Origin of the sequence: Mycobacterium ulcerans subsp. shinshuense (genome assembly GCF_002355775.1) — a bacterium.
GTDB classification, from domain to species: Bacteria; Actinomycetota; Actinomycetes; order Mycobacteriales; family Mycobacteriaceae; genus Mycobacterium; species Mycobacterium marinum.
Genome location: NZ_AP017624.1, coordinates 3,351,211 through 3,374,938, shown reverse-complemented (window position 1 = coordinate 3,374,938; position 23,728 = coordinate 3,351,211). Strand labels below are relative to the sequence as shown.

Sequence of the window (23,728 nt, the reverse complement as noted above, 5' to 3'; positions counted from 1 at the left end):
GTCGCTCGGGTGTGACCAGCGCAACCCCCTAGCCAGGGCATCCTTGCTAGACCGATGCCCGGAATTGCGTCACACTGGTGTTGTGAAAATCCAACCGGAGTTCAGTGCTGCCCACAGTGCAGCTCTGGTGGCCGGGTCGGATGGCCACACCCGCAGGGCCATCGTGCGGTTGCTCCTGGAATCCGGATCCATCACCGCCGGCGAGATCGGGGACCGGCTCGGGCTCTCGGCTGCCGGTGTACGTCGCCATCTCGATGCCTTGATCGACGCGGGCGACGCCGAATCCGCGCCTGCCGCCCCGTGGCAGCAGGCGGGACGTGGACGGCCCGCCAAGCGCTACCGACTGACGCCGGGAGGCCGGGCCAAGCTCGAGCACTCCTACGATGACCTGGCGGCGGCGGCGATGCGCCAACTCCGTGAAATCGGTGGTGATGACGCGGTGCGCACGTTCGCCCGGCGCCGGATCGATGCCATCCTGGCCGGTGTGCCGGCCGCTGCCAGCCCTGACGACGCCGCGGTCGAAGCGGCGGCCGAGCGTGTCGCCAGTGCACTGACCAAGGCGGGCTACGTCGCCACAACCACCCGGGTGGGTGGGCCGATCCACGGTGTGCAAATCTGCCAGCACCACTGCCCGGTGTCCCATGTGGCCGAGGAATTCCCGGAGTTGTGTGAAGCCGAGCAGCAGGCCATCGCGGAGGTGCTCGGCACTCACGTACAGCGGTTGGCGACCATCGTCAACGGAGACTGTGCCTGCACCACCCACGTGCCCCTAACCCCGGCGCCCAGCCCGCGCCAACACCTGACGAGCACCGGAGGAGCGTCCGCATGACACTCACACCAGAAGCCAAGACCGCGGCCGAACCGCTGACCCAGGATGAGGCCATCGCCTCACTGGGCAACTATGGCTACGGCTGGTCGGACTCCGACGCGGCCGGCGCGGCCGCGCAGCGCGGGTTGTCCGAGGCCGTGGTCCGCGATATCTCCGCCAAGAAGAACGAGCCCGAATGGATGCTGCAAACTCGGCTCAAGGCGCTGCGCATCTTCGAGCGCAAGCCCATGCCGAATTGGGGCTCCAACCTCGCGGGCATCGACTTCGACAACATCAAGTACTTCGTGCGCTCCACCGAGAAGCAGGCTGCCAGCTGGGACGATCTGCCCGAAGACATCCGCAACACCTACGATCGCCTGGGCATTCCGGAAGCCGAGAAGCAGCGCCTGGTCGCCGGTGTGGCGGCCCAGTATGAGTCAGAGGTGGTCTACCACCAGATCCGCGAGGATCTGGAGGCCCAGGGCGTCATCTTCTTGGACACCGACACCGGTCTGCGCGAACACCCGGAGATCTTCAAGCAGTACTTCGGCACCGTGATCCCGGCCGGGGACAACAAGTTCTCCGCGCTGAATACCGCGGTGTGGTCGGGCGGAAGTTTCATCTACGTCCCGCCGGGCGTGCACGTCGACATCCCGCTGCAGGCCTACTTCCGGATCAACACCGAGAACATGGGTCAGTTCGAGCGGACGCTGATCATCGCCGACGAGGGTTCCTACGTGCACTACGTCGAGGGCTGCACCGCGCCGATCTACAAGTCGGACTCGCTGCACTCGGCCGTCGTCGAGATCATCGTGAAACCGCATGCGCGGGTGCGCTACACCACCATTCAGAACTGGTCGAACAACGTCTACAACCTGGTCACCAAGCGGGCCCGCGCCGAGGCCGGCGCCACCATGGAGTGGATCGACGGCAACATCGGATCCAAGGTCACCATGAAGTACCCGGCGGTGTGGATGACCGGCGAACACGCCAAGGGCGAAGTGCTGTCGGTGGCGTTCGCGGGCGAGGACCAGCACCAGGACACCGGCGCCAAGATGCTGCACCTGGCGCCCAACACGTCGAGCAACATCGTGTCCAAGTCGGTCGCGCGCGGTGGCGGCCGCACCTCCTACCGGGGCCTGGTTCAGGTCAACAAGGGTGCACACGGGTCGCGGTCCAGTGTGAAATGTGATGCGCTGCTGGTCGATACGATCAGCCGCAGTGACACCTACCCCTACGTTGACATCCGCGAGGACGACGTCACGATGGGCCACGAGGCCACCGTGTCCAAGGTCAGTGAAAACCAGCTGTTCTACCTGATGAGCCGTGGGTTGACCGAAGACGAGGCGATGGCGATGGTGGTGCGCGGCTTTGTCGAGCCGATCGCCAAGGAACTGCCGATGGAGTACGCGCTCGAGCTCAACCGGCTAATCGAGCTGCAGATGGAGGGTGCGGTCGGATGACCGTTGACAATCTGACGACGGCCGCCGCACTGAACAAAGGTGAGCTCTTCGCATCTTTCGACGTCGACGCCTTCGAGGTTCCGCACGGCCGCGACGAGCTTTGGCGGTTCACTCCGCTGAAGCGGTTGCGCGGTCTGCACGACGGCTCCGCAGCTGCCTCGGGCAGTGCCCAGCTCACCGTCGGTGAACAGGCCGGTCTGCGGGTAGAGACGGTACGCCGCGGCGACGAGCGGTTGGGCCAGGGCGGTGTTCCCGCCGATCGTGTTGCCGCCCAGGCTTTCTCATCGTTCAACTCGGCAACGTTGGTCACCGTCGGGCGGGACACCCAGCTGGGCGAGCCGGTAAACATCACCATCACCGGCCCCGGTGAAGGCGCGGTTGCCTACGGGCACCTGCAGATCAGGGTCGAGGAGCTGGGTGAAGCCGTCGTGGTGGTCGACCACCGCGGCAGTGGAACCTACGCCGACAACGTCGAGTTCGTGGTCGGCGACTGTGCCCGGCTCACCGTGGTGTGGATCGCGGACTGGGCTGATGACACCGTTCACCTGAGCGCACATCACGCCAAGCTGGGCAAGGACGCGGTATTGCGCCACGTGACCGTGACATTGGGCGGCGAAGTGGTGCGGATGTCGGCCAACGTGCGCTTCACCGCACCCGGGGGCGATGCCGACCTGCTGGGCCTGTACTTCGCTGACGACGGCCAGCACCTGGAGTCGCGGCTGCTGGTCGATCACGCTCAGCCGGACTGCAAGTCCAACGTGCTGTACAAGGGTGCACTGCAAGGCGATCCGGGGTCGGCCCTGCCGGACGCGCACACCGTGTGGGTGGGTGACGTGCTGATCCGTGCCGCCGCCACCGGCACCGACACCTTCGAAGTGAACCGCAACCTGGTGCTCACCGACGGGGCTCGTGCGGACTCGGTGCCCAATCTGGAGATCGAGACCGGCGAGATTGCCGGCGCCGGCCACGCCAGTGCGACCGGGCGTTTCGACGATGAGCAACTGTTCTACCTGCGCTCTCGGGGCATCCCCGAAGAGCAGGCCCGCCGGTTGGTGATCCGTGGTTTCTTCGGCGAGATCATCTCCAAAATCGCGGTTCCCGAGGTGCGGGAACGCTTGACCGGCGCCATTGAACACGAACTGGAAACCACCGAATCACAGGCAACAGAGAAGACGGAAAATACAGCAGCCTCATGACCACATTGATTATCAAGGACCTGCACGTCAGCGTCGAGAATCCCAACGCCGCCGAGGGCGAGCGCGAGATTCCCATCCTCAAGGGCGTCGATCTCACCGTGAAATCCGGTGAGACACACGCTTTGATGGGCTCCAACGGCTCCGGCAAGTCCACGTTGTCCTACGCCATCGCCGGTCACCCCAAGTACCAGGTGACATCGGGTTCCATCACGCTAGACGGCGCCGACGTGCTGGAGATGAGTGTCGACGAGCGCGCCCGAGCCGGACTGTTTCTGGCCATGCAGTACCCCGTCGAGGTGCCCGGTGTCTCGGTGTCGAACTTCCTGCGTTCGGCCGCGACGGCCATCCGCGGCGAGGCGCCGAAGCTGCGGCACTGGGTCAAAGAGGTCAAGGCCGCGATGGCCGCCCTCGAGATCGACCCCGTGTTCGCCGAGCGCAGCGTCAACGAGGGCTTTTCCGGCGGCGAGAAGAAGCGCCATGAGATTCTGCAGCTGGAACTACTCAAGCCCAAGATCGCCATTCTCGACGAGACCGACTCCGGCCTCGACGTCGACGCGTTGCGCGTGGTCAGCGAGGGGATAAACCGCTACGCGGAGGCAGAACACGGCGGCATCTTGTTGATCACCCACTACACCCGCATTCTGCGTTACATCCGTCCAGAGTTTGTCCACGTGTTCGTCGGCGGCCGCATCGCCGAGTCCGGTGGGCCCGAGCTGGCCGACGAACTCGAGCAGAACGGGTACGTCCGCTTTACCCAAGCGGCGGCCGCAGGGGCCTGAAAATGACTGTCTCGGTGGCGCGTCTGGACCTCGCGGCGATCCGGGCCGACTTCCCGATCCTGCAGCGCGTCATGCGTAGCGGAAATCAGTTGGCCTACCTGGATTCCGGTGCCACATCGCAGCGCCCGCTGCAGGTGCTCGATGCCGAGCGGGAATTTCTCACCACGTGCAACGGCGCGGTGCATCGCGGTGCCCATCAGCTGATGGAAGAGGCCACCGACGCCTACGAGCAGGGCCGAGCCGACATCGCGGCCTTCGTCGGTGCCGAGCCCGACGAACTGGTGTTCACCAAGAACGCCACCGAATCACTCAATCTGGTGTCATACGTGCTGGGGGACAGCCGGTTCGACCGAGCCATCGGCCCGGGCGACGTCATCGTCACCACTGAACTCGAACACCACGCCAACCTGATTCCGTGGCAGGAACTCGCCCGGCGCACCGGGGCAACGTTGCGTTGGTACTCGGTGACCGACGAGGGGCGTATCGACCTCGATTCACTGCAGCTCGATGAGCGCGTCAAAGTTGTTACTTTCACCCATCATTCGAACGTGACCGGTGCGTTGGCGCCGGTGGCCGAATTGGTGTCTCGCGCCAAAGCGGTGGGGGCGCTGACGGTTTTGGATGCCTGCCAGTCGGTGCCGCATCAGCCGGTCGACTTTCACAAACTTGATGTGGATTTCGCCGCCTTCTCGGGACACAAAATGCTGGGTCCCAACGGAATCGGTGTGCTCTATGGCCGTCGTGAGCTGTTGGCGGCTATGCCGCCGTTCCTCACCGGCGGTTCGATGATCGAAACGGTGACCATGGAGGCCAGCACGTACGCGCCCGCGCCCCAGCGCTTCGAGGCGGGCACCCCGATGACCTCCCAGGTGGTCGGATTGGCGGCAGCGTCGCGCTATCTGGACGCCATCGGTATGGATGTCATCGAAGCCCACGAGCGTGACCTGGTTGCCGCGGCCATCGAGGGGCTCTCGGCCATCGAGGGCGTCCGTATCATCGGACCCACGTCGATGGAGAACCGCGGGTCGCCGGTGTCGTTCGTCGTTGATGGGGTGCACGCCCACGATGTCGGTCAGGTGCTCGATGACGAAGGCGTCGCGGTCCGGGTCGGGCATCACTGCGCATTGCCGCTGCACCGCAAGTTCGGCGTAGCCGCAACCGCGCGCGCGTCGTTCGCGGTGTACAACACCCGCGACGAGGTGAACCGGCTGTTGGCCGGTGTGCAGCGGTCGCTGAATTTCTTTGGGAGAGGCTGAAGTTGCGACTGGAGCAGATGTATCAAGACGTGATCCTCGATCACTACAAGCACCCGCAGCATCGTGGATTGCGGGAGCCGTTCGCCACCCAGGTCAGCCACGTCAACCCGGTCTGCGGCGACGAAGTCACCCTGCGGGTCACACTGTCCAATGACGGGGCGACGATTGCAGACGTTTCCTATGACGCGCAAGGTTGTTCCATCAGCCAAGCCGCTACCTCGGTGCTGACCCAGCAGGTGATCGGGCAAACGGTGCCAGAGGCGCTCGAGACCGTCGACGCCTTCAGCCAAATGGTGTCCTCGCGCGGAACCGTGCAGGGCGACGAGGATGTCCTGGGCGACGGAGTTGCGTTTGCCGGCGTCGCGAAGTATCCGGCTCGGGTGAAGTGTGCCTTGCTTGGCTGGATGGCCTTCAAAGACGCACTGGCCCAGGCTATTACCGCAAATGCGCTAGCCGAAGGCGGCGAACACGTGGAGGAGGTCAGCGATGAGTGAAACCACCGCTCCCAATGAAGAGATGCTCGCCGACATCGAGGAGGCGATGCGCGACGTCGTCGACCCCGAACTGGGCATCAATGTCGTCGATCTGGGGCTGGTCTACGGACTGAACCTGGCCGAAGGAGAGGACGGTACCGTCGCGCTGATCGACATGACGTTGACCTCGCCGGCCTGTCCGCTGACCGATGTCATCGAGGATCAGTCGCGCAGCGCGTTGGTCGGCAGCGGCCTGGTCAACGAGATGCAGATCAACTGGGTGTGGAACCCGCCGTGGGGGCCGGACAAGATCACCGAGGACGGGCGGGAGCAGCTGCGCGCCCTTGGTTTTACCGTCTGACTCGACGCTCCGTCGGCCCGCGCCGGCCGACAATCTGTCGCCATACAGTTGGTCATTGACCTGTATTGTTTCAGGCCTATGCTCGGCCGTGGCCAACATCTAGACTGTGACTTCGACCACACTGTTCCAAGTCGACTTACCGGCTAGGTGTGGCATCCGTCGCTGGCGAGTGAGGGGGCTTATGTGTCTCTTCTGGTGGTGGCGCCCGAGCTGGTGACTTCGGCGGCGGCCGACTTGCAGGGCATCGGTTCTTCGGTCAACGCGGCAAACGCGGCGGCGGCGATTTCGACCACCGAACTTACCGCCGCGGCCGCCGATGAGGTCTCTGCGGCCGCGGCAACACTGCTGGGAGGCTTCGGTCAGCAGTACCAAGCGCTGGCAGGTCAGTTGGCAACCGCCTATGACCAGTTGGCCAGCAAGCTGGCGGCCGACGCGGCTGCATATCTCGGTGCCGAGTCCGCCAACGCAAATCAGGTGCTCTCGAACGCGGTCAACGCATCGACCGCCCTGGTCAACGGGCCATTTCTGGAGTTGACTGGACGTCCGCTGATCGGCAACGGGGCCAACGGCTATACCAACGCCCAAGGCATAGGGAGACCCGGCGGAGCCGGTGGGTGGTTGTATGGCAACGGCGGAAGCGGTGGCAACAGCACGCATGCCGGCGTGGCTGGGGGCGCGGGCGGAAACGCAGGTCTGATCGGCAACGGCGGAATGGGCGGGGCCGGCCTGCGCGGCGGGGATGGTGGCACCGGTGGCCTGGGGGGCTGGCTGTGGGGCCAAGCCGGGGCCGCGGGCACCGGCACCCCGCTACCCGCGAACGAAATCCTGATGCGGGTGGACCAATACGGCAACCCAGTGGTGACCATCTCGGTCGGCGGGGGCCCCGGCATCGCCGTGACGGTCGATACCGGAGCCAGTGGCCTGTTGGTCCGGCCTCAAGACGTCAATCTGCAGTCTCTGGGCACCCCCACCGGTTCGGGCGCCGTCACCTACGGCAATAGCAGCTACGCGTTCAACACCGTGCAATATCAGACATATCAGACAACGGTGAATTTCGGGAATGGCATCGTCACCAATCCGACCAATGTTGCGGTCGCTACGTCGGCAACCCAGACAATCAATGGCGTCACCACTTCTATTCCGCTCTCGTCGCTGCCCCTATATTTGGGAATTGGGCCAAACAACGATTTCCCGCTGCCTGACCAGGTGACCGCCGCGCTGCCGGGTGACCTCAATCAAGGTGTGCTGATAAACACGAATCTGGGTTACCTGCAGTTTGGTGCCAACCCGCTGACCCCGGTCGCATCGGTCACCGGCTCGCCGGTCACTGACCTGCAGATACAGATCAACAACGGCCCACTGCAGCCCGCTACCGGCTCGTTCATCGATTCGGGCGGGTTATACGGCACCATTCCTTCAAGCCTCATTCCCGGCGTTCCGGTTGGCTATTCGGTGCCGGTGGGAACCACCATTACGGTCTATACCACCGACGGTGTGCAGTTGTACTCCCAGACGGTTACTGGTAGCACCAACGCGCCATTAGTTGTGCCGTCGAACAACCCATTCAATACCGGCAATTATCCCTTCCTGCTGGGGCCGATATACATCTCGAACGGCCCAACCGGGGGTGGGCAGACAATTTTTGACTTCTGACGTCAGGGGCCTCAGAAGGCTTCTTCGGAAATGCGCATGATCTCGTCGTCGATGGATTCGATGACGGCCCGCACTCCGGTCAGCTTCGGCAGCATGTTCTTGGCGAAAAAGGTCGCCACGGCGATCTTGCCTTTGTAGAAGGCCTCGTCGTCCTTGCTGGGGGAGTCGGCCAGCGCAGCGTGTGCGACGCCGGCCTGCACCAGCAGCCGCCAACCGATGATCAAGTCTCCGACCGCGAGCAGGTAGCGCACCGACCCGAGCCCCACCTTGTAGATGTCGGTCGGATGCTGGGCGGCCGACATCAGGTAGGTGGTCAGTGTGCCCGTCATCGCGGTGACGTCGTCGAGCGCGGTCTGTAGCAGCTCGGCTTGCGGTTTCAGCGACGGATCGACGTTGTCGATGGTCTGCGTGATCTGAGCCGTCACGAACTGCAGCGCCTGACCGTGGTCACGGACGATCTTGCGGAAGAAGAAGTCCAGTGACTGGATGGCGGTGGTGCCTTCGTAGAGGGAATCGATCTTGGCGTCGCGGATGTACTGCTCGATCGGATAGTCGGACAGGAAGCCGGAACCGCCCAGGGTCTGCAGCGACTCGGTGAGGATTTCGTAGGCCCGTTCCGACCCGACACCCTTGACCACCGGCAGCAGCAGATCGTCGACGCGGTGCGCCATGTCGTGGTCCGCGCCCGAAACCCGTTGCGCAACAGCGTCGTCCTGGTGCGCTGCGGCATACAGATACAGCGCCCGCAGCCCCTCGGCGTAGGCCTTCTGGGTCATCAGGCTACGGCGCACATCGGGGTGATGCATGATCGTGACCCGTGGCGCGGTCTTATCGGTCATCTGGGTCAGATCCGCGCCCTGCACCCGCTCCTTGGCATAGGCGAGTGCGTTGAGGTAGCCGGTGGACAGCGTCCCGGAGGACTTCACCCCGATCGTCATTCGCGCGTGCTCGATCACGGTGAACATCTGAGCGATCCCGTTGTGCACCCCGCCGACCAGGTAACCCACCGCGGGTACGTCGGTGGCGCCGAACGTCACCTCGCAGGTCGGGGAGGACTTCAGGCCCATCTTGTGCTCCAGGCCGGTCACGTAGACGCCGTTGCGCGGCCCGAGTTCCCCGGTGTCGGGGTCGAACAAGTAGTTCGGGACGTAGAACAGACTCAGCCCTTTGGTGCCTGGACCGGCGCCTTCGGGACGGGCCAACACCAGATGGAAGATGTTCTCGCTCGTGTCGCCTACGTCGCCACCGGAAATGAACCGCTTGACGCCTTCGATGTGCCAGGTGCCATCGGGTTGTTCGATGGCCTTGGCGCGGCCGGCGCCGACGTCAGAGCCCGCATCGGGCTCGGTGAGCACCATGGTGGCCTGCCACCCGCGCTCGATTCCCATTGCCGCCCATCGCCGTTGCTCCTCGTTGCCCTCGGCGTAGAGCGATTGCGCCATCGTCGGGCCCAGGATGAAGAAGCCCGCAGACGGGTTGGCGCAGAAGATCATTTCGTTGACGGCCCAGGTCAGTGGCGGAGGGGCGGGCATTCCGCCGATCTCCTCGGCCAAGCCCAGGCGCCACCACTCGGCGTCTTTGATGGCCTGGACGGTCTTGACTAGCTCATCGGGCACGCTGATGGAGTGGGTGCCCGGGTCAAATACCGGTGGGTTGCGGTCCGCGGCGGCAAAGGTTTCGGCGACCGGGCCCTCGGCCAAGCGCGCCGCTTCGGACAGGATCGTACGAACGGTGTCGGCATCGAGTTCGCTGTACTTTCCGGTGCCGAGGACGGCGCCGACATCGAGAACCTCGAATAGGTTGAACTCGAGATCACGGACGTTGGCGATGTAGTGCCCCAATGCAGTTCCCTTCGACTCGGCTGATCGGCGCTTTCCGGGGCTTAGTCTCTCCGAGCGGGCAAAACGTACGCAACCGTAACCAGCCGCGGGCGGACTGACCTGCCACTAGCCGTTGGTGCCGTCCTGGCCGAACAGCAACCCACGGGTTCCGCCGAGACCGTCGGTGCCGGTGCCACCGCCGGTGCCACCGTCGCCGCCATTGCCGATCAGCAGCGCGTTGCCACCGTTGCCGCCGCTGCCGCTGACTCCGCCGCCATCGCCACCGGCCCCGCCGTTGCCGATGAGCCCGGCCTGGCCGCCCACCCCGCCGTTGGCGTTCGAGCCGCCGGTGCCGCCAATACCGCCGTTGCCGACGAAGAAGCCGGCGTTGCCGCCATTGCCGGAGTTGCCCATGGAACTCGAGTCCCCGCCCGCGCCCTCGTTGCCCAGCAGCCAGGCCCTGCCACCGTTACCACCGCCGAAGACGCCGCTGCCGCCATCACCGGCGTTGCCGAACAGCAGCCCGCCATTGCCGCCGAGGCCACCGATCCCAGCCAGACCGCTGGTACCGCCGGCGCCGCCCATACCGATCACCAGGGCAGAGCCGCCGGCTCCGGCGGTACTACCGGTGCCGCCCATACCGCCGGCCCCGCCGTTGCCGAGCAGCAGCCCTCCCGTGCCGCCGTTGCCGCCGAGCGCGCCCCCTCCGCCGGTTCCGCCGGCGCCACCACTGCCGAACAGGCCCGCGGATCCACCGGATCCACCGGCCACCCCGGCGGTAGCTGATGAGAAGCCCTTGCCCCCATCGCCGATGAGCAGTCCGCCGGCCCCGCCGTTCGGGTTGGCCGCTGTCCCATCGGTGCCGTTACCGATCAGGGGGCGGTTCAACAGCAACTGGGTGGGTGCGTTGATCACATCGAGCAGCGGCTGCAGCGGATTGACGCTGGCAGCCTCCGCGGCGGTGTACGCCGCCGCGCCGCCGAACAGTGTTTGCACGAATCGCTCATGAAACGCCGCAGCTTGCAGGCTCACGGCCTGGAAGCTCTGGCCGTGCGAACCGAACAAAGACGCGACCGCGGCTGAGATCTCATCGGCCGCCGAGGCCGTCACGGCGGTGGTCTGAGTCGCCGCCGCCGAGTTCGCCGTCTTGATCAGTGATCCGATGCGAGCCAGGCTCCCGGCTGCCTCCGACACCCACTGCGTATCTGCAATCACGAATGACATCGCGCACCTCCAGTATGAAGCGTCAGCGGCCGAAGAATTTTACCGCAGTTCTGCCGGATCTGTTTGCCCATTGCGCATCCTTTCCCGGCTGAAATTGCATGAACAAGGATGCAATTCAGGCGGCATCTGAGGCCAAGAAGATGGGTGCGGGAGGTTGCCCTGAGTCCCCGGTTTAGGGCTCACGAAGGATGCCGGACATAAGCCGGCTTCGTTTACATTGCGGCTTGCCTTGTCGCAGTGACCAATTCAATCGCATACCGCAATGCAATCGAGATTTTCCCGGGTTCTTGGCGTCCCTAGACTCGGTTCATCCTGACGAACTCCCACCCCTCTGTGAGGCCGCCGGAATGACTTTGACCGCGTTTGAAGTGAGTGCTGCCGAGGCTTCGTCAGATCGGTCGGATCGCATTCCAAGCACCAGCGTTCGACCGTTGACTTGGCGTGCCGCGCTGTGGTCGGTCATGTCGGTGCGTTGGGCGGGAATCGCGCTGGCGCTGTTCTTGACCGGGCTGGTGGCCCAGCTCAACGGCGCTGCGGAGCCGGTGTGGTGGACGCTGTATCTGGCCTGCTATCTGGCCGGTGGATGGGGTTCGGCCTGGGCCGGCGCCCAGGCGCTGCGGAATCGGGCCCTGGACGTGGATCTGCTGATGATCGTGGCCGCAATCGGAGCCGTGGCAATCGGGCAGATCTTCGATGGGGCGCTGTTGATCGTGATCTTTGCGACCTCCGGCGCACTCGATGATGTCGCGACCAAGCACACCGCTGACTCGGTCAAAGGGTTATTAGACCTGGCGCCGGAGCAGGCGACGGTCTTCGATGTCGATGGCAACGAGCAGGTGGTGGCGGCCAGTGAGCTGGTGGTCGGCGATCGGGTCGTGGTGCGCTCGGGCGAGCGCATACCGGCCGACGGTGCGGTGCTGTCGGGATGCTCCGAAGTCGACCAATGCTCTATCACCGGCGAGTCCATGCCGGCTGCCAAGGGCCGTGGTGATGAGGTGTTCGCCGGCACCGTCAACGGCTCAGGGGTCTTGCAGTTGCTGGTCACCCGCGACCCGTCGCAAACGGTAGTGGCCCGCATCGTCGAGCTGGTTTCCGAAGCGTCGGCGACCAAGGCCAAAACTCAACTGTTCATTGAAAAGATCGAACAGCGCTACTCCATCGGTGTAGTCATCGCCACGCTTGCGTTGATCGCCATTCCGCTGATGTTGGGTACCCCGGTGCAGGTGGTTTTGTTGCGCGCGATGACATTTATGATCGTTGCCTCCCCGTGCGCAGTTGTACTGGCGACCATGCCGCCGTTGCTTTCGGCGATTGCTAATGTCGGCCGGCACGGAGTACTGGTCAAATCCGCGATTGTCGTGGAGCACCTTGCCGACACCGGCGTGGTCGCTTTGGACAAGACCGGAACATTGACATTCGGGCTACCGCAATTGGCCATCGTCGAGCCGCTTAGTGCCGATGTCGGTATCAAGAAATTGCTTCAATTAGCTGCTGCCGCAGAACAATCCAGCGAGCACCCGTTGGGCCGGGCGATCGTGGAGGAGGTGCGTCGGCGTGGTATCACCATCCCGGGGGCCGAGGACTTCCGCGCCCTGCCCGGTCGCGGAGTCCGGGCCAGCGTCGGCCGTGAGTTTGTCGAGGTGTGCAGCCCGCACAGCTATCGGGGCGCCCCGCTGCCCGAACTAGCCCCGATCCTGGAGGCCGGTGCCACCGCGGCCATCGTCTTGCGTAACGGCGTCACCATCGGGGTGCTCGGACTCACCGACCAGGTTCGTGCGGATGCGGTACCGTCGGTTGCGGCCCTGACCGCCTTGACCTCAGCCCCGCCGGTGCTACTCACCGGCGACAACCCGTGCGCGGCCCAACGAGTCGCACAGCACGCCGGGATCACCGACGTACACGCCGCACTGCTGCCCGAGCAGAAGGTGGAAGCCGTTCAGGCGCTGCAGGCCAGCGGTCATCGGGTGCTCGTTGTCGGCGACGGTGTCAACGACGCGCCCGCCATGGCTGCGGTGCACACATCGGTCGCCATGGGTGCCGGCGCGGATCTGACGTTGCAGACGGCCGACGGCGTCACGGTGCGCGACGAACTGCACACCATTCCGACCCTGATCGGACTGGCTCGTCAGGCCCGTCGTGTGGTCACCGCCAATCTGTTCATCGCGGGAACCTTCATCAGCGTGCTGGTGTTGTGGGATCTGTTCGGGCAGTTGCCGCTACCGCTGGGGGTAGCGGGTCACGAAGGGTCCACCGTGCTGGTGGCGCTGAACGGCATGCGGCTGCTGACCAACCGGTCCTGGCGAGCCGCGGCATCGCCGGTGCGCTAGGCGCTGGTGAGCCAAGCGGTCAAAGCGGACAACTCTGCGGTTGCCCTCGACGTAGGCTCGATGCCGGACCGACGCGCGATGGGTGAGGAAACCATTGGCCACCGAAGATCTGACGGCAGCGAACTTCAAGCAAACCGTCCACGGAAACGACAGTGTGTTGGTCTACGTGTGGGCGCCGTTGTGCGCACCGTGTGACGTTTTCGCTCCCACCTACGAGGGGTCCTCGGACAAGCACCCCGACATCGTGCACGGCAAGGTCGACTTTGAGGCCGAGCAGGAGCTGGTCTCCGCCGCGGCGGTCAAACACCTGCCCACATTGATGGCGTTCAAGAAGGGCAAGCTGGTGTTCAAACAAGCCGGCATCGCCAACCCCGCGGTCATGGACGATCTGGTGCGGCACCTACGGGAGTACCGGATCGAGCCGGCGGTAGCCCAGAAGGGCCTGCTCTAGCCCCCGCTTGCGTTCGCCGCAGGCTCGACCGGAACAAACCCGCCCCGCCGCGGCGTTATGGCTGACATGGCTACCCAAGACTTAACAGCTGCAAAGTTCAGCGAAACCGTCAACGACAACGACATGGTGCTGGTCGACTTCTGGGCCTCCTGGTGCGGCCCGTGTCGCGCGTTCGCGCCTACGTTCCAGGCGTCCTCGGAGGCTCACCCCGACGTCGTGTATGCCAAGGTTGACACCGAGGCCGGGCAGGAGCTGGCTGCGGCCGCCCAGATCCGGTCCATTCCTACGCTGATGGCCTTCAAGAAGGGCAAGCTGCTGTTCAACCAACCCGGCGCGCTGCCCGCGGCGGCTCTCGAGGACCTGGTGCAACAGCTCAAGTCCTACGAAGTCGTCTGACGGCTGGCAGCGTGCCAGCAGCCCCGGTGCGCTGATGGTGGCATTACGCGCGGTGCTGTGGCCCTACGCGATACCGTTCACGGGTGTCTTTGGTCCTGTTAGAGCACCCGCGTCCAGACATTGCGCTGGTCACCCTCAACCGGCCCGAGCGGATGAACTCCATGGCCTTCGACGTCATGGTGCCGCTCAAGGAGGTGCTCGAGGAGGTTAGCTACGACAACTCGGTGCGGGTGGTGGTGCTGACCGGGGCTGGCCGGGGCTTCTCGTCTGGCGCTGATCACAAGTCAGCTGGCGCCGTTCCGAACGTTGGGGGATCGACCCGGCCGACATACGCGCTGCGTTCGATGGAGCTGCTCGACGAAGTGATCCTGATGCTGCGGCGTTTGCATCAGCCGGTGATCGCCGCGGTCAACGGGCCGGCCATCGGTGGGGGACTATGCCTGGCGTTGGCCGCCGATGTCCGGGTGGCCGCGGCCAGCGCGTACTTCCGGGCCGCCGGCATCAACAATGGGCTGACCGCCAGCGAGCTGGGCCTGAGTTACCTGTTGCCCAGGGCCATCGGGTCCTCGCGCGCCTTCGAGATCATGTTGACCGGCCGCGATGTCACCGCGGAGGAAGCCGAGCGGATTGGTCTGGTGTCCTGCCGGGTGCCCGATGGTCAGCTACTGGACACCTGTTACGCGATCGCGGCACGAATGGCGGCCTTCTCCAGGCCGGGAATTGAGTTGACCAAACGCACACTGTGGAGTGGACTAGACGCCGCTAGCCTGGAGGGGCACATGCAGGCCGAGGGGCTGGGCCAGCTCTTCGTCCGCCTGCTGACCGCAAACTTCGAAGAAGCGGTGGCCGCACGCGCCGAGAAGCGGCCGGCGGTTTTCACCGATGACAAGTAACACCACAACGCAGGGAGAGAGATCGTGATCACGGCCACGGACCTGGAGGTCCGCGTTGGCGCGCGTATCCTGCTCTCGCCTGACGGCCCGGACTTGCGGGTGCAACCTGGCGATCGGATCGGTCTGGTCGGCCGCAACGGAGCGGGCAAGACGACAACCTTGCGCATCCTGGCGGGGGAGAGCGAACCGTACGCCGGTTCGGTCACCCGAGCCGGTGAAATCGGATACCTGCCACAGGATCCGAAAGAGGGCGACCTCGAAGTGCCGGCTCGCGATCGGGTGCTGTCGGCCCGCGGCCTGGACGTGTTGCTCACCGACCTGGAGAAACAGCAGGCACTGATGGCCGAGGTGGCCGATGACGCTGCCCGCGACCGCGCCATCCGCCGCTACGGCCAGCTCGAGGAGCGGTTCGTGGCGCTGGGCGGTTACGGCGCCGAAAGCGAAGCCAGCCGCATCTGCGCCAGTCTCGGCCTGCCCGAACGGGTGCTCACCCAGCAGCTACGTACCTTGTCCGGGGGCCAGCGCCGCCGGGTGGAGCTGGCCCGCATCCTGTTCGCGGCATCGGACACCGGCGCGGGTTCGTCCACCGTTTTGCTGCTCGATGAGCCGACCAACCATCTCGACGCGGATTCGGTTGGCTGGCTCCGCGATTTCCTGCGAGCGCATACCGGTGGGCTGATCATCATCAGCCACAATGTGGAGCTGCTCGCCGATGTCGTCAACCGGGTGTGGTTCCTGGACGCCGTTCGGGGCGAGGTCGACGTCTACAACATGGGCTGGCACAAGTACCTCGATGCCCGGGCTACCGCCGAGCAACGTCGCCGCCGGGAACGCGCTAACGCCGAACGTAAGGCCACCGCGCTGCGGACCCAGGCTGCCAAGATGGGCGCTAAGGCGACCAAAGCTGTTGCCGCCCAGAACATGTTGCGCCGGGCGGACCGGATGATGGCCGCGCTCGATGAGGAACGTGTGGCCGACAAGGTGGCCCGAATCAAGTTCCCCACTCCGGCCGCCTGCGGCCGGGTGCCGCTGGTAGTCAAGGGGCTGAGCAAGACCTACGGGTCGCTGGAAGTGTTCACCGGCGTCGACTTGGCGATCGACCGGGGGTCGCGGGTGGTCGTTCTCGGTCTCAACGGTGCCGGTAAGACCACGCTGCTGCGTTTGTTGGCCGGTGTGGAGCACCCCGATACCGGCGGGCTGGAACCTGGACACGGTTTGCGGATCGGCTATTTCGCGCAGGAGCATGACACGCTCGACAACGACGCGACCGTTTGGGAGAACATTCGCCACGCCGCACCCGAATCCGGCGAGCAGGAGTTGCGCGGGCTATTGGGTGCGTTCATGTTTACCGGTCCGCAGCTCGACCAACCGGCCGGCACGCTCTCCGGTGGGGAAAAGACCCGGTTGGCGCTGGCCGGCCTGGTGGCCTCCACCGCGAACGTCCTGCTGCTCGACGAACCGACCAACAATCTCGATCCCGCCTCGCGCGAGCAGGTCCTCGATGCGCTGCGCAGCTATCAGGGCGCGGTGGTGCTGGTGACACACGACCCTGGTGCGGCCGAGGCGCTCGACCCCCAGCGCGTGGTGCTGCTGCCCGACGCGACCGAGGACTACTGGTCCGACGAGTACCGGGACCTCATCGAGCTGGCCTGAATAGCGCCAGGCGATTTCGTCCAAAGTGGCCCTTTGGCGGCAGCGGGTTTCTACGCTAGGTGCCGGGGAGCGATGGAGGTGCCCATGCGAAAGTCAAAGAAGACGCGCGATCAGCTGCTGGATGAGTTGCGCCACGCCTACGAAGCCGGTGCCAGCATTCGCAATCTGGCTGCCAACACCGGCCGCTCGTACGGATCCGTTCACAGCATGCTGCGGGAATCCGGTACCACGATGCGTAGCCGCGGCGGGCCCAATCACCGTTCCCGGCCGCGCTAAATCAGCTGCGGCGCAACGAGTTCTCCACCAGGTCGAGAACGTCGGTGAGCCGTTGCGGATCCTCCCCGGATGCCAGTCGTGCAACCAGCCCGTCAAGAACCAGGTCCAGGTAGCACTGCAACACTTCGTTGGGAACGTCGTCGCGCACCCTGTTGGCCTGCTTCTGGCGACGTAGCCGATCGGTGGTCGCGGCCGCCAGCTCGGCGGAGCGCTCCGCCCACCCGCGGCTGAATTCCGGGTCGTTGCGCAGCTTGCGGGCGATCTCTAGCCGGGTGGCCAGCCAGTCGAACTGCTCTGGCGCGGCCAGCATGTCACGCATCACCTGGATGAGGCCTTCGCGGGATGCGACATCGGCCATCCGCTCGGCATCCTCATGTGCCAGCGCGAAAAACAGTGCGTCCTTGTCCCGGAAGTGGTGGAAGATCGCACCGCGCGACATGCCGATCGCCTGTTCCAGACGCCGGACCGTGGCCTTGTCGTAGCCGTACTCGGCAAAGCAACGGCGAGCGCCGTCGAGGATCTGGCGGCGGCGGGCCGCCAGATGGTCCTCGCTGACCTTGGGCACGGTTCGGGGCTAGCCCGACTTCAGCATGTTGCGCAGCACGTACTGCAGGATGCCGCCGTTGCGGTAGTAGTCGGCCTCACCCGGAGTGTCAATGCGCACCACCGCGTCGAACTCGATCGGGTCGGCACCGTCCTTGGTGGCCTTCACATGCACCGTCTTGGGAGTCTTGCCGGAGTTGAGCTCTTCAATACCGGTGACGTCGAAGGTCTCGGTGCCATCCAGGCCGAGTGACGATGCCGACTGCCCCGTGGGGAACTGCAGCGGAATGACGCCCATGCCGATCAAGTTGGAGCGGTGGATACGCTCGAACGACTCGGCGATCACCACCCGCACGCCCAGCAGCAGCGTTCCCTTGGCCGCCCAGTCGCGAGACGAACCGGAACCATATTCCTTGCCGCCCAGCACCACCAGAGGAATGTTCTGTGCCGCATAGTTTTGCGCCGCGTCGTAGATGAAGGCCTGCGGCGCGCCATCCTGAGTGAAGTCGCGGGTGTAGCCGCCGGAGACATCGTCGAGCAACTGGTTGCGCAACCGGATGTTGGCGAACGTGCCGCGAATCATCACCTCGTGGTTTCCGCGTCGCGACCCGAAGGAGTTGTAGTCCTTGCGTGCCACGCCGTGCTCGTCGAGGTACTGGGCGGCCGGGGTGCCCGGCTTGATTGCGCCGGCGGGGGAAATGTGGTCGGTGGTCACCGAGTCGCCAAGCAGCGCGAGCACGCGCGCGCCGGTGATGTCACTGACCGGAGCGGGGGCAGCGGCCATCCCCTCGAAGTACGGTGGCTTGCGCACGTAGGTCGAGCTCTGGTCCCAGTCAAAGGTGTTGCCGCTGGGGGTGGGCAGGTTGCGCCAGCGCTCGTCACCCTTGAACACGTCGGCGTAGTTCTTGGTGAACATCTCCTGGTTGATCGCCGAGGCGATGGTGTCGGCGACGTCTTGCTGCGACGGCCAGATGTCACGCAAGAAGACGTCTTTGCCTTCCTTGTCGGTGCCCAGCGGCTGGTTCTCGAAGTCGAAGTCCATGGTGCCGGCCAGCGCATAGGCGACGACCAACGGCGGCGAGGCCAGGTAGTTCATCTTGACGTCGGGGTTGATCCGGCCCTCGAAGTTCCGGTTGCCCGACAGCACCGCGGCCACCGAGAGGTCGTTGTCGTTGACGGCCTTCGAGATCTCTTCGGGCAGCGGCCCGGAGTTGCCGATGCACGTGGTGCAGCCGTAGCCGACCAGGAAGAAGCCCAACTTCTCCAGGTACGGCCACAACCCGGCCTTGTCGTAGTAGTCGTTGACCACCTGAGACCCGGGCGCCATGGTGGTCTTCACCCATGGCTTGGAGGTCAGCCCCTTGTCGACGGCGTTGCGGGCCAGCAGCGCGGCGCCCAGCATCACCTCGGGATTGGAGGTGTTGGTGCAGGAGGTGATCGCGGCGATCACCACCGCGCCGTGGTCGAGCACGAACTCGCCGAGTTCATCGGAGCGCACCCGCACGGGCTTGCTCACCCGGCCATCGGCGTGCGCGGCCGCGGAGTGGACGGCGGCGACATCGTCATTGGCGAAGGTCAGTTGCCCGGGGTCGCTGGCCGGGAAGGTTTCCTCCACTACCTCGTCCAGTTTCGAGTGCTGGTCGTGTGCGGAGGAGTCGTCGCTGACGTAGTGGGTGATCTGTTCGCGGAAGGTGCCTTTGGCCTCGGCCAAGACGATTCGGTCCTGCGGGCGCTTGGGCCCGGCGATGGACGGCACCACGTCGGACAGGTTGAGTTCGAGGTACTCGGAGAACACCGGCTCGTGCTTGGGGTCGTGCCACATGCCCTGTTCCTTGGCATAGGCCGCAACCAGCGCCACCTGCTCAGCGGAGCGACCGGTCAACTCGAGGTACTTGATGGTCTCCTCGTCGATCGGGAAAATTGCTGCGGTGGAACCGAATTCGGGGCTCATGTTGCCCAGCGTGGCGCGGTTGGCCAATGGCACCTCGGCCACGCCCTCGCCGTAGAACTCGACGAACTTGCCGACGACGCCGTGCTTGCGCAGCATTTCGGTGACGGTGAGCACCACGTCGGTGGCCGTGACGCCGGGTTGGATCTCGCCGGTCAGCTTGAACCCGACCACCCGCGGGATCAGCATCGACACCGGCTGGCCGAGCATCGCCGCCTCGGCTTCGATGCCGCCCACGCCCCAGCCCAGCACGCCGAGGCCGTTGACCATGGTGGTGTGCGAGTCGGTGCCCACGCAGGTGTCGGGATATGCCACGCCGTCACGGTCCATCACCACGCTGGCCAAGTATTCGATGTTGACCTGGTGCACGATGCCGGTGCCGGGAGGCACCACTTTGAAGTCGTCGAAAGCGCCTTGCCCCCAGCGCAAGAACTGGTAGCGCTCACCGTTGCGCTGGTATTCGATCTCGACGTTGCGCTCGAAGGCGTCGGCCCGACCGAACAGGTCGGCGATCACCGAGTGGTCGATCACCAGGTCGGCGGGGGCCAGCGGGTTGACCTTGTCGGGCTGGCCGCCGAGATCTCCGATGGCTTCACGCATGGTTGCCAGGTCGACGATGCACGGCACCCCGGTGAAGTCCTGCATCACAACGCGGGCGGGGGTGTACTGGATTTCGATGCTGGGTTCCGCTTGCGGGTCCCAGTTCGCAATGGCCTCGATGTGATCCTTGGTGATGTTGCTGCCGTCCTCGTTGCGCAGCAGGTTCTCGGCGAGCACTTTGAGGCTGTAGGGAAGCTTCTTGGTGTTTGGGACGGCGTCGAGACGATAGATCTGGTAACTCTTGTCGCCGACCTCGAGGGTGTTGCGGGCTCCGAACGAGTTCACAGAATCTTTGCTGGTCACATCAACTCCCAAGGATTAAATTCTCCCGCCAACGGGCCGTGTCGACGGGGCTTCAAATGCGCAAAGCAACATTAACAGTACGCTTGTCCTGCATTGCGTTGGCACTCGCACTGTCAGTCTTGTCGCGCGGGGCGCGTGGTGGAACCCCATTTTTCGACTCGACCGCGGGAGGTGGCCCCACGACCTGCCTACTGTCAGGCTAGGGTGGCCGCGGTAGCCGGAATTCACCCGGGTGGGACGGCATCATCCGGCCGTCCGGCGCGCGAGCCGAACCCGTGGGCCAACGCGGCAGAAAGGACGTCATGAGCGGACCAGAAACTATCCCGTTCCTGCCGGCCTACATCCCGCAGGACGTCGACATGGCGGCGGTCAAGGCCGAGGTCGCCGCGATCGGCGTCAGCGCTCCACCCGAGGCACTGCCCGGACTGGTAGAGGTGGTCAGCCAAGCGCAGCACGATGGAATCAATCTCAAGATCGTGCTGATCGACCACAACCCTCCCAACGACACCCCCCTGCGGGACATCGCGACCGTCGTCGGCGCCGACTACCCGGATGTGACGGTGCTAGCGCTGAGCCCGAGCTATGTCGGCAGCTACAGCAAGGAGTTCCCACGCGTCACCCTGGAGGCGGGGGAGGACCATTCCAAGACGGGCAACGCCGTCCAGTCCGCACAGAACTTTTTGAACGAGCTCGATACACCCGAGTTTCCCTGGACCGGGTTGACAATCTTTTTGTTGATTGGGGTGCTCGCGGCAGCGGTCGGAACCCGGTTCATGCAGCTGCGCGCCAGGCGATCAGCAACCTCTCCCGAGGTTGCCCAGGCGGTGGCCGAGCCGGCTGACCCAGGGGTTTAGCCAGCTAGAATGGCATTTCTGGCATTTGCGCGGATCTACTCCGTCTGCCGGTGGCAAACGCGCTAGATAACCGTTCGGTCACATTAAACGCACGTAGCGGGCGCACTTTGTGACATACGTTTCCTTTGCGTCAAGTGTGACGTACGGTGCGAATGGTGATTGTGATGTTTTTGGCGCTTTCCGTACCAACAGGCGCCGTCCGTCCGGTTTAAGCCATAGGAGACCTGACCAATGAGACGGACCCGCCGTAGCTCAGCTTCGAGATCGGCAGCAAGACTTGTCCGACCGGCCATTCTCTCGGTGGTCAGTGTTGCCCTGCTGGTAACGGTTCCAGCGGTGGCCAATGCTGATTCCCGAACCGACTCCATCGCCGCGCTGATCGCCGACGTCGCACGGGCGAACCAGCGGCTGGACGAGCTGAGCGCCGCCGTTGAGCTCGAGCAGGAGGGCGTCAACAAGGCGATGGTCGCCGTGGAGACGGCCCGGGATGAGGCCGCCGCCGCCGAGCACGAACTCGAGGCCAGCCAGCAAGCGGTCAAAGATGCCAATGCGGCCATCGCCGCGGCCCAACACCGGTTCGATACGTTCGCGGCCGCCACCTATATGAATGGCCCGTCGGACAGCTACCTGACCGCGACCAGTCCCGACGAGATCATCGCGGCGGCGACCGCCGCCAAGACCCTGGCCGCGAATGCGCAGACCGTCATGGCGAATCTGGAGCGGGCGCGGACCCGGCAGGTCAACAAGGAATCGGCCTCGCGGCTGGCCAAGCAGAAGGCCGACAAGGCCGCCGAAGACGCCAAGACCAGCCAGGACGCGGCCGTGACGGCGCTCACCGATACCCAACGCAAGTTCGACCAACAGCGCGAGGAAGTCAAGCGCCTGGCCGCCGAACGCGATGAAGCGGAAGCCAAGCTGCAGGCCGCCAGGCTGGTTGCCTGGTCCTCGGCTGGTGCAGAAGGTCCGTCGCCGGGGGCGATGTGGGATCCCGGGGCGAGACCGGGCAACGGGCGCCGGTGGGACGGCTGGGACCCCACGCTGCCTCAGATACCCAGTGCCAACATCCCCGGCGACCCGATCGCCGTGGTTAACCAGGTGTTGGGCATTTCGGCAACATCTGCGCAGGTCACGGCCAACATGGGGCAAAATTTCCTGCAGCAGTTGGGCATCCTCAAGCCCACCGACACCGGAATCACCAACGCCGCAACGGGCGCTACCCGGATTCCGCGGGTCTATGGGCGACAGGCCTCCGAATACGTGATCCGTCGCGGAATGGCGCAGATCGGAGTGCCCTACTCCTGGGGCGGCGGTAATGCTGCGGGACCCAGTAAAGGAATCGACTCCGGGGCGGGTATCACCGGCTTCGACTGTTCGGGCCTGGTGCTCTACTCGTTCGCCGGGGTGGGAATCAAGCTGCCGCACTACTCGGGTTCGCAGTACAACCTGGGCCGCAAGATCCCAACCTCGCAGATGCGCCGCGGCGACGTCATCTTCTACGGACCCGGCGGCAGCCAGCACGTCACCCTTTATCTGGGCAACGGTCAGATGCTCGAAGCCCCCGACATCGGGTTGAAAGTACGGGTTGCGCCGGTGCGCACCAGCGGCATGACGCCCTTCGTGGTCCGCTACATCGAGTACTAGCACGATGAGTAGTTATCGAGGTCCCATGCGATACAAGCGATTTCGCCTACTCGGTCTGGCCTGGATAACCCTGGCGGTGGCAGCCCTGATGGTCGTGGTGTCAGCGCCGGCTGACGCCGATCCGGGCGGATGGGATCCCACCTTGCCGGCAACCGCCAGCGCGGGTGCACCCGGGGACGCGCTTGCCATGGCAAATGCTTCGCTGCAGGCCACCGCCCAGGCCACCCAGACCACTTTGGACTTGGGCCGGCAGTTTCTCGGCGGGCTCGGGATCAATCTGGGCGGTAGTCCCGCGCCCAGTGCGGCCAATACCGGAGCAAACCGGATCCCGCGGGTTTACGGCCGGCAGGCGCTCGAGTACGTGATCCGTCGGGGCGGATCGCAGATGGGGGTCCCGTATTCCTGGGGCGGCGGCAGCCTGCAGGGCCCCAGCAAGGGCGTCGACTCCGGTGCCAACACCGTCGGTTTCGACTGCTCGGGGTTGATGCGTTACGCCTTCGCCGGGGTGGGCGTGCTGATCCCACGCTATTCCGGTGACCAGTACAACGCCGGCCGGCATATTTCTCCTGATCAGGCGCGGCGCGGCGACCTGATCTTCTACGGCCCGGGGGGCAGCCAGCACGTGACCATGTATCTGGGCAACGGCCAAATGCTGGAGGCATCCGGAAGCGCGGGCAAAGTCACGGTGAGCCCGGTGCGCAAGGCCGGCATGACCCCCTTCGTGACTAGGATCATCGAGTACTGAGTCAGGTGTGCCGCCCGGTTAGCGGGCCCGGGCGCCTGAGGCGGAGCGGGGCGTGGTGCGCCGGT

20 protein-coding genes and 1 pseudogene are annotated in these 23,728 nt (G+C 64.9%); 17 read left to right on the top strand and 4 right to left on the bottom strand.

The features are described from left to right. Nucleotides 1-43: 43 nt before the first annotated feature. From SHTP_RS15095 to SHTP_RS29820, 8 genes are all read left to right on the top strand, one after another. Entirely contained in the window at nucleotides 44-829 is a 786-nt protein-coding gene (locus SHTP_RS15095; RefSeq protein WP_012394021.1) for a helix-turn-helix transcriptional regulator, read from the top strand. Then, entirely contained in the window at nucleotides 826-2,271 is a 1,446-nt protein-coding gene (sufB, locus tag SHTP_RS15090; protein WP_012394022.1) for a Fe-S cluster assembly protein SufB, read from the top strand. Before SHTP_RS15095 ends, sufB begins: the two co-directional genes overlap by 4 nt. Then, on the top strand, nucleotides 2,268-3,467 hold the full coding sequence (gene sufD, locus SHTP_RS15085; protein WP_096371019.1) for a Fe-S cluster assembly protein SufD: 1,200 nt from the start codon (nucleotides 2,268-2,270) through the stop codon (nucleotides 3,465-3,467). The genes sufB and sufD overlap by 4 nt, the downstream gene beginning before the upstream one ends. After that, nucleotides 3,464-4,246, top strand: a complete 783-nt coding sequence (gene sufC / locus SHTP_RS15080) for a Fe-S cluster assembly ATPase SufC (protein ID WP_011739950.1) — start codon at nucleotides 3,464-3,466, stop codon at nucleotides 4,244-4,246. Before sufD ends, sufC begins: the two co-directional genes overlap by 4 nt. Nucleotides 4,247-4,248: 2 nt before the next feature. After that, nucleotides 4,249-5,502, top strand: a complete 1,254-nt coding sequence (locus SHTP_RS15075; RefSeq protein WP_012394025.1) for a cysteine desulfurase — start codon at nucleotides 4,249-4,251, stop codon at nucleotides 5,500-5,502. After that, nucleotides 5,499-5,996, top strand: coding sequence for a Fe-S cluster assembly sulfur transfer protein SufU (sufU, locus tag SHTP_RS15070; RefSeq protein WP_096371018.1), 498 nt, complete (start codon nucleotides 5,499-5,501; stop codon nucleotides 5,994-5,996). Before SHTP_RS15075 ends, sufU begins: the two co-directional genes overlap by 4 nt. Next, entirely contained in the window at nucleotides 5,989-6,336 is a 348-nt protein-coding gene (locus SHTP_RS15065) for a metal-sulfur cluster assembly factor (protein ID WP_011739953.1), read from the top strand. Before sufU ends, SHTP_RS15065 begins: the two co-directional genes overlap by 8 nt. 183 nt (nucleotides 6,337-6,519) lie before the next feature. Then, nucleotides 6,520-7,989, top strand: coding sequence for a PecA family PE domain-processing aspartic protease (locus tag SHTP_RS29820; RefSeq protein ID WP_096372494.1), 1,470 nt, complete (start codon nucleotides 6,520-6,522; stop codon nucleotides 7,987-7,989). An 11-nt stretch (nucleotides 7,990-8,000) separates the two neighbouring features. Here SHTP_RS29820 and SHTP_RS15055 read toward each other — a convergent pair whose 3' ends face one another. Together SHTP_RS15055 and SHTP_RS15050 are read right to left on the bottom strand one after the other, a co-directional pair. After that, the gene (locus SHTP_RS15055) at nucleotides 8,001-9,830 is read right to left on the bottom strand and encodes an acyl-CoA dehydrogenase (protein ID WP_096371017.1); all 1,830 of its coding nucleotides are present in this window, start codon (nucleotides 9,828-9,830) and stop codon (nucleotides 8,001-8,003) included. A gap of 105 nt (nucleotides 9,831-9,935) precedes the next feature. Further along, a complete protein-coding gene (locus tag SHTP_RS15050; RefSeq protein ID WP_096371016.1) occupies nucleotides 9,936-11,033 on the bottom strand; it encodes a PE family protein in 1,098 nt (365 codons plus the stop codon). Nucleotides 11,034-11,380: 347 nt separating this feature from the next. On the opposite strand from SHTP_RS15050, the gene SHTP_RS15045 reads away from it, so the two are divergent. The 6 genes and pseudogenes from SHTP_RS15045 (at nucleotide 11,381) to SHTP_RS15020 (ending at nucleotide 17,029) form a co-directional block, all read left to right on the top strand. Next, complete coding sequence (locus SHTP_RS15045) at nucleotides 11,381-13,360, top strand: heavy metal translocating P-type ATPase (protein ID WP_096371015.1); 1,980 nt, start codon at nucleotides 11,381-11,383, stop codon at nucleotides 13,358-13,360. A gap of 94 nt (nucleotides 13,361-13,454) precedes the next feature. Continuing rightward, complete coding sequence (locus SHTP_RS15040; protein WP_096371014.1) at nucleotides 13,455-13,811, top strand: thioredoxin family protein; 357 nt, start codon at nucleotides 13,455-13,457, stop codon at nucleotides 13,809-13,811. Nucleotides 13,812-13,877: 66 nt separating this feature from the next. Then, nucleotides 13,878-14,207, top strand: a complete 330-nt coding sequence (gene trxA / locus SHTP_RS15035; RefSeq protein ID WP_096372493.1) for a thioredoxin — start codon at nucleotides 13,878-13,880, stop codon at nucleotides 14,205-14,207. A 71-nt stretch (nucleotides 14,208-14,278) separates the two neighbouring features. Then, nucleotides 14,279-15,100 (top strand): annotated as a pseudogene (locus SHTP_RS15030) (enoyl-CoA hydratase); the annotation flags it as partial. A gap of 24 nt (nucleotides 15,101-15,124) precedes the next feature. Beyond that, complete coding sequence (locus SHTP_RS15025) at nucleotides 15,125-16,753, top strand: ABC-F family ATP-binding cassette domain-containing protein (RefSeq protein WP_096371012.1); 1,629 nt, start codon at nucleotides 15,125-15,127, stop codon at nucleotides 16,751-16,753. 84 nt (nucleotides 16,754-16,837) lie between these two features. Then, on the top strand, nucleotides 16,838-17,029 hold the full coding sequence (locus tag SHTP_RS15020) for a helix-turn-helix domain-containing protein (RefSeq protein WP_011739624.1): 192 nt from the start codon (nucleotides 16,838-16,840) through the stop codon (nucleotides 17,027-17,029). 1 nt (nucleotide 17,030) lies between these two features. Here SHTP_RS15020 and SHTP_RS15015 read toward each other — a convergent pair whose 3' ends face one another. Together SHTP_RS15015 and SHTP_RS15010 are read right to left on the bottom strand one after the other, a co-directional pair. Continuing rightward, a complete protein-coding gene (locus tag SHTP_RS15015; RefSeq protein WP_011739625.1) occupies nucleotides 17,031-17,594 on the bottom strand; it encodes a TetR/AcrR family transcriptional regulator in 564 nt (187 codons plus the stop codon). Nucleotides 17,595-17,603: 9 nt separating this feature from the next. Then, nucleotides 17,604-20,423, bottom strand: coding sequence for an aconitate hydratase (locus SHTP_RS15010; protein ID WP_096371011.1), 2,820 nt, complete (start codon nucleotides 20,421-20,423; stop codon nucleotides 17,604-17,606). Nucleotides 20,424-20,725: 302 nt separating this feature from the next. Here SHTP_RS15010 and SHTP_RS15005 point away from each other — a divergent pair, with 302 nt between their 5' ends. From SHTP_RS15005 to ripB, 3 genes are all read left to right on the top strand, one after another. After that, nucleotides 20,726-21,277, top strand: coding sequence for an Rv1476 family membrane protein (locus tag SHTP_RS15005; RefSeq protein ID WP_020728612.1), 552 nt, complete (start codon nucleotides 20,726-20,728; stop codon nucleotides 21,275-21,277). Between the two features lie 231 nt (nucleotides 21,278-21,508). Next, nucleotides 21,509-22,918 (top strand): NlpC/P60 family peptidoglycan endopeptidase RipA, encoded by a 1,410-nt coding sequence (gene ripA, locus SHTP_RS15000; protein ID WP_096371010.1) that lies wholly within the window; start codon nucleotides 21,509-21,511, stop codon nucleotides 22,916-22,918. Nucleotides 22,919-22,943: 25 nt separating this feature from the next. Next, nucleotides 22,944-23,663 carry an NlpC/P60 family peptidoglycan endopeptidase RipB gene (gene ripB / locus SHTP_RS14995; RefSeq protein WP_011739629.1) on the top strand — a complete coding sequence of 240 codons (720 nt, stop codon included), beginning with the start codon at nucleotides 22,944-22,946 and terminating at the stop codon, nucleotides 23,661-23,663. Nucleotides 23,664-23,728 lie beyond the last annotated feature (65 nt).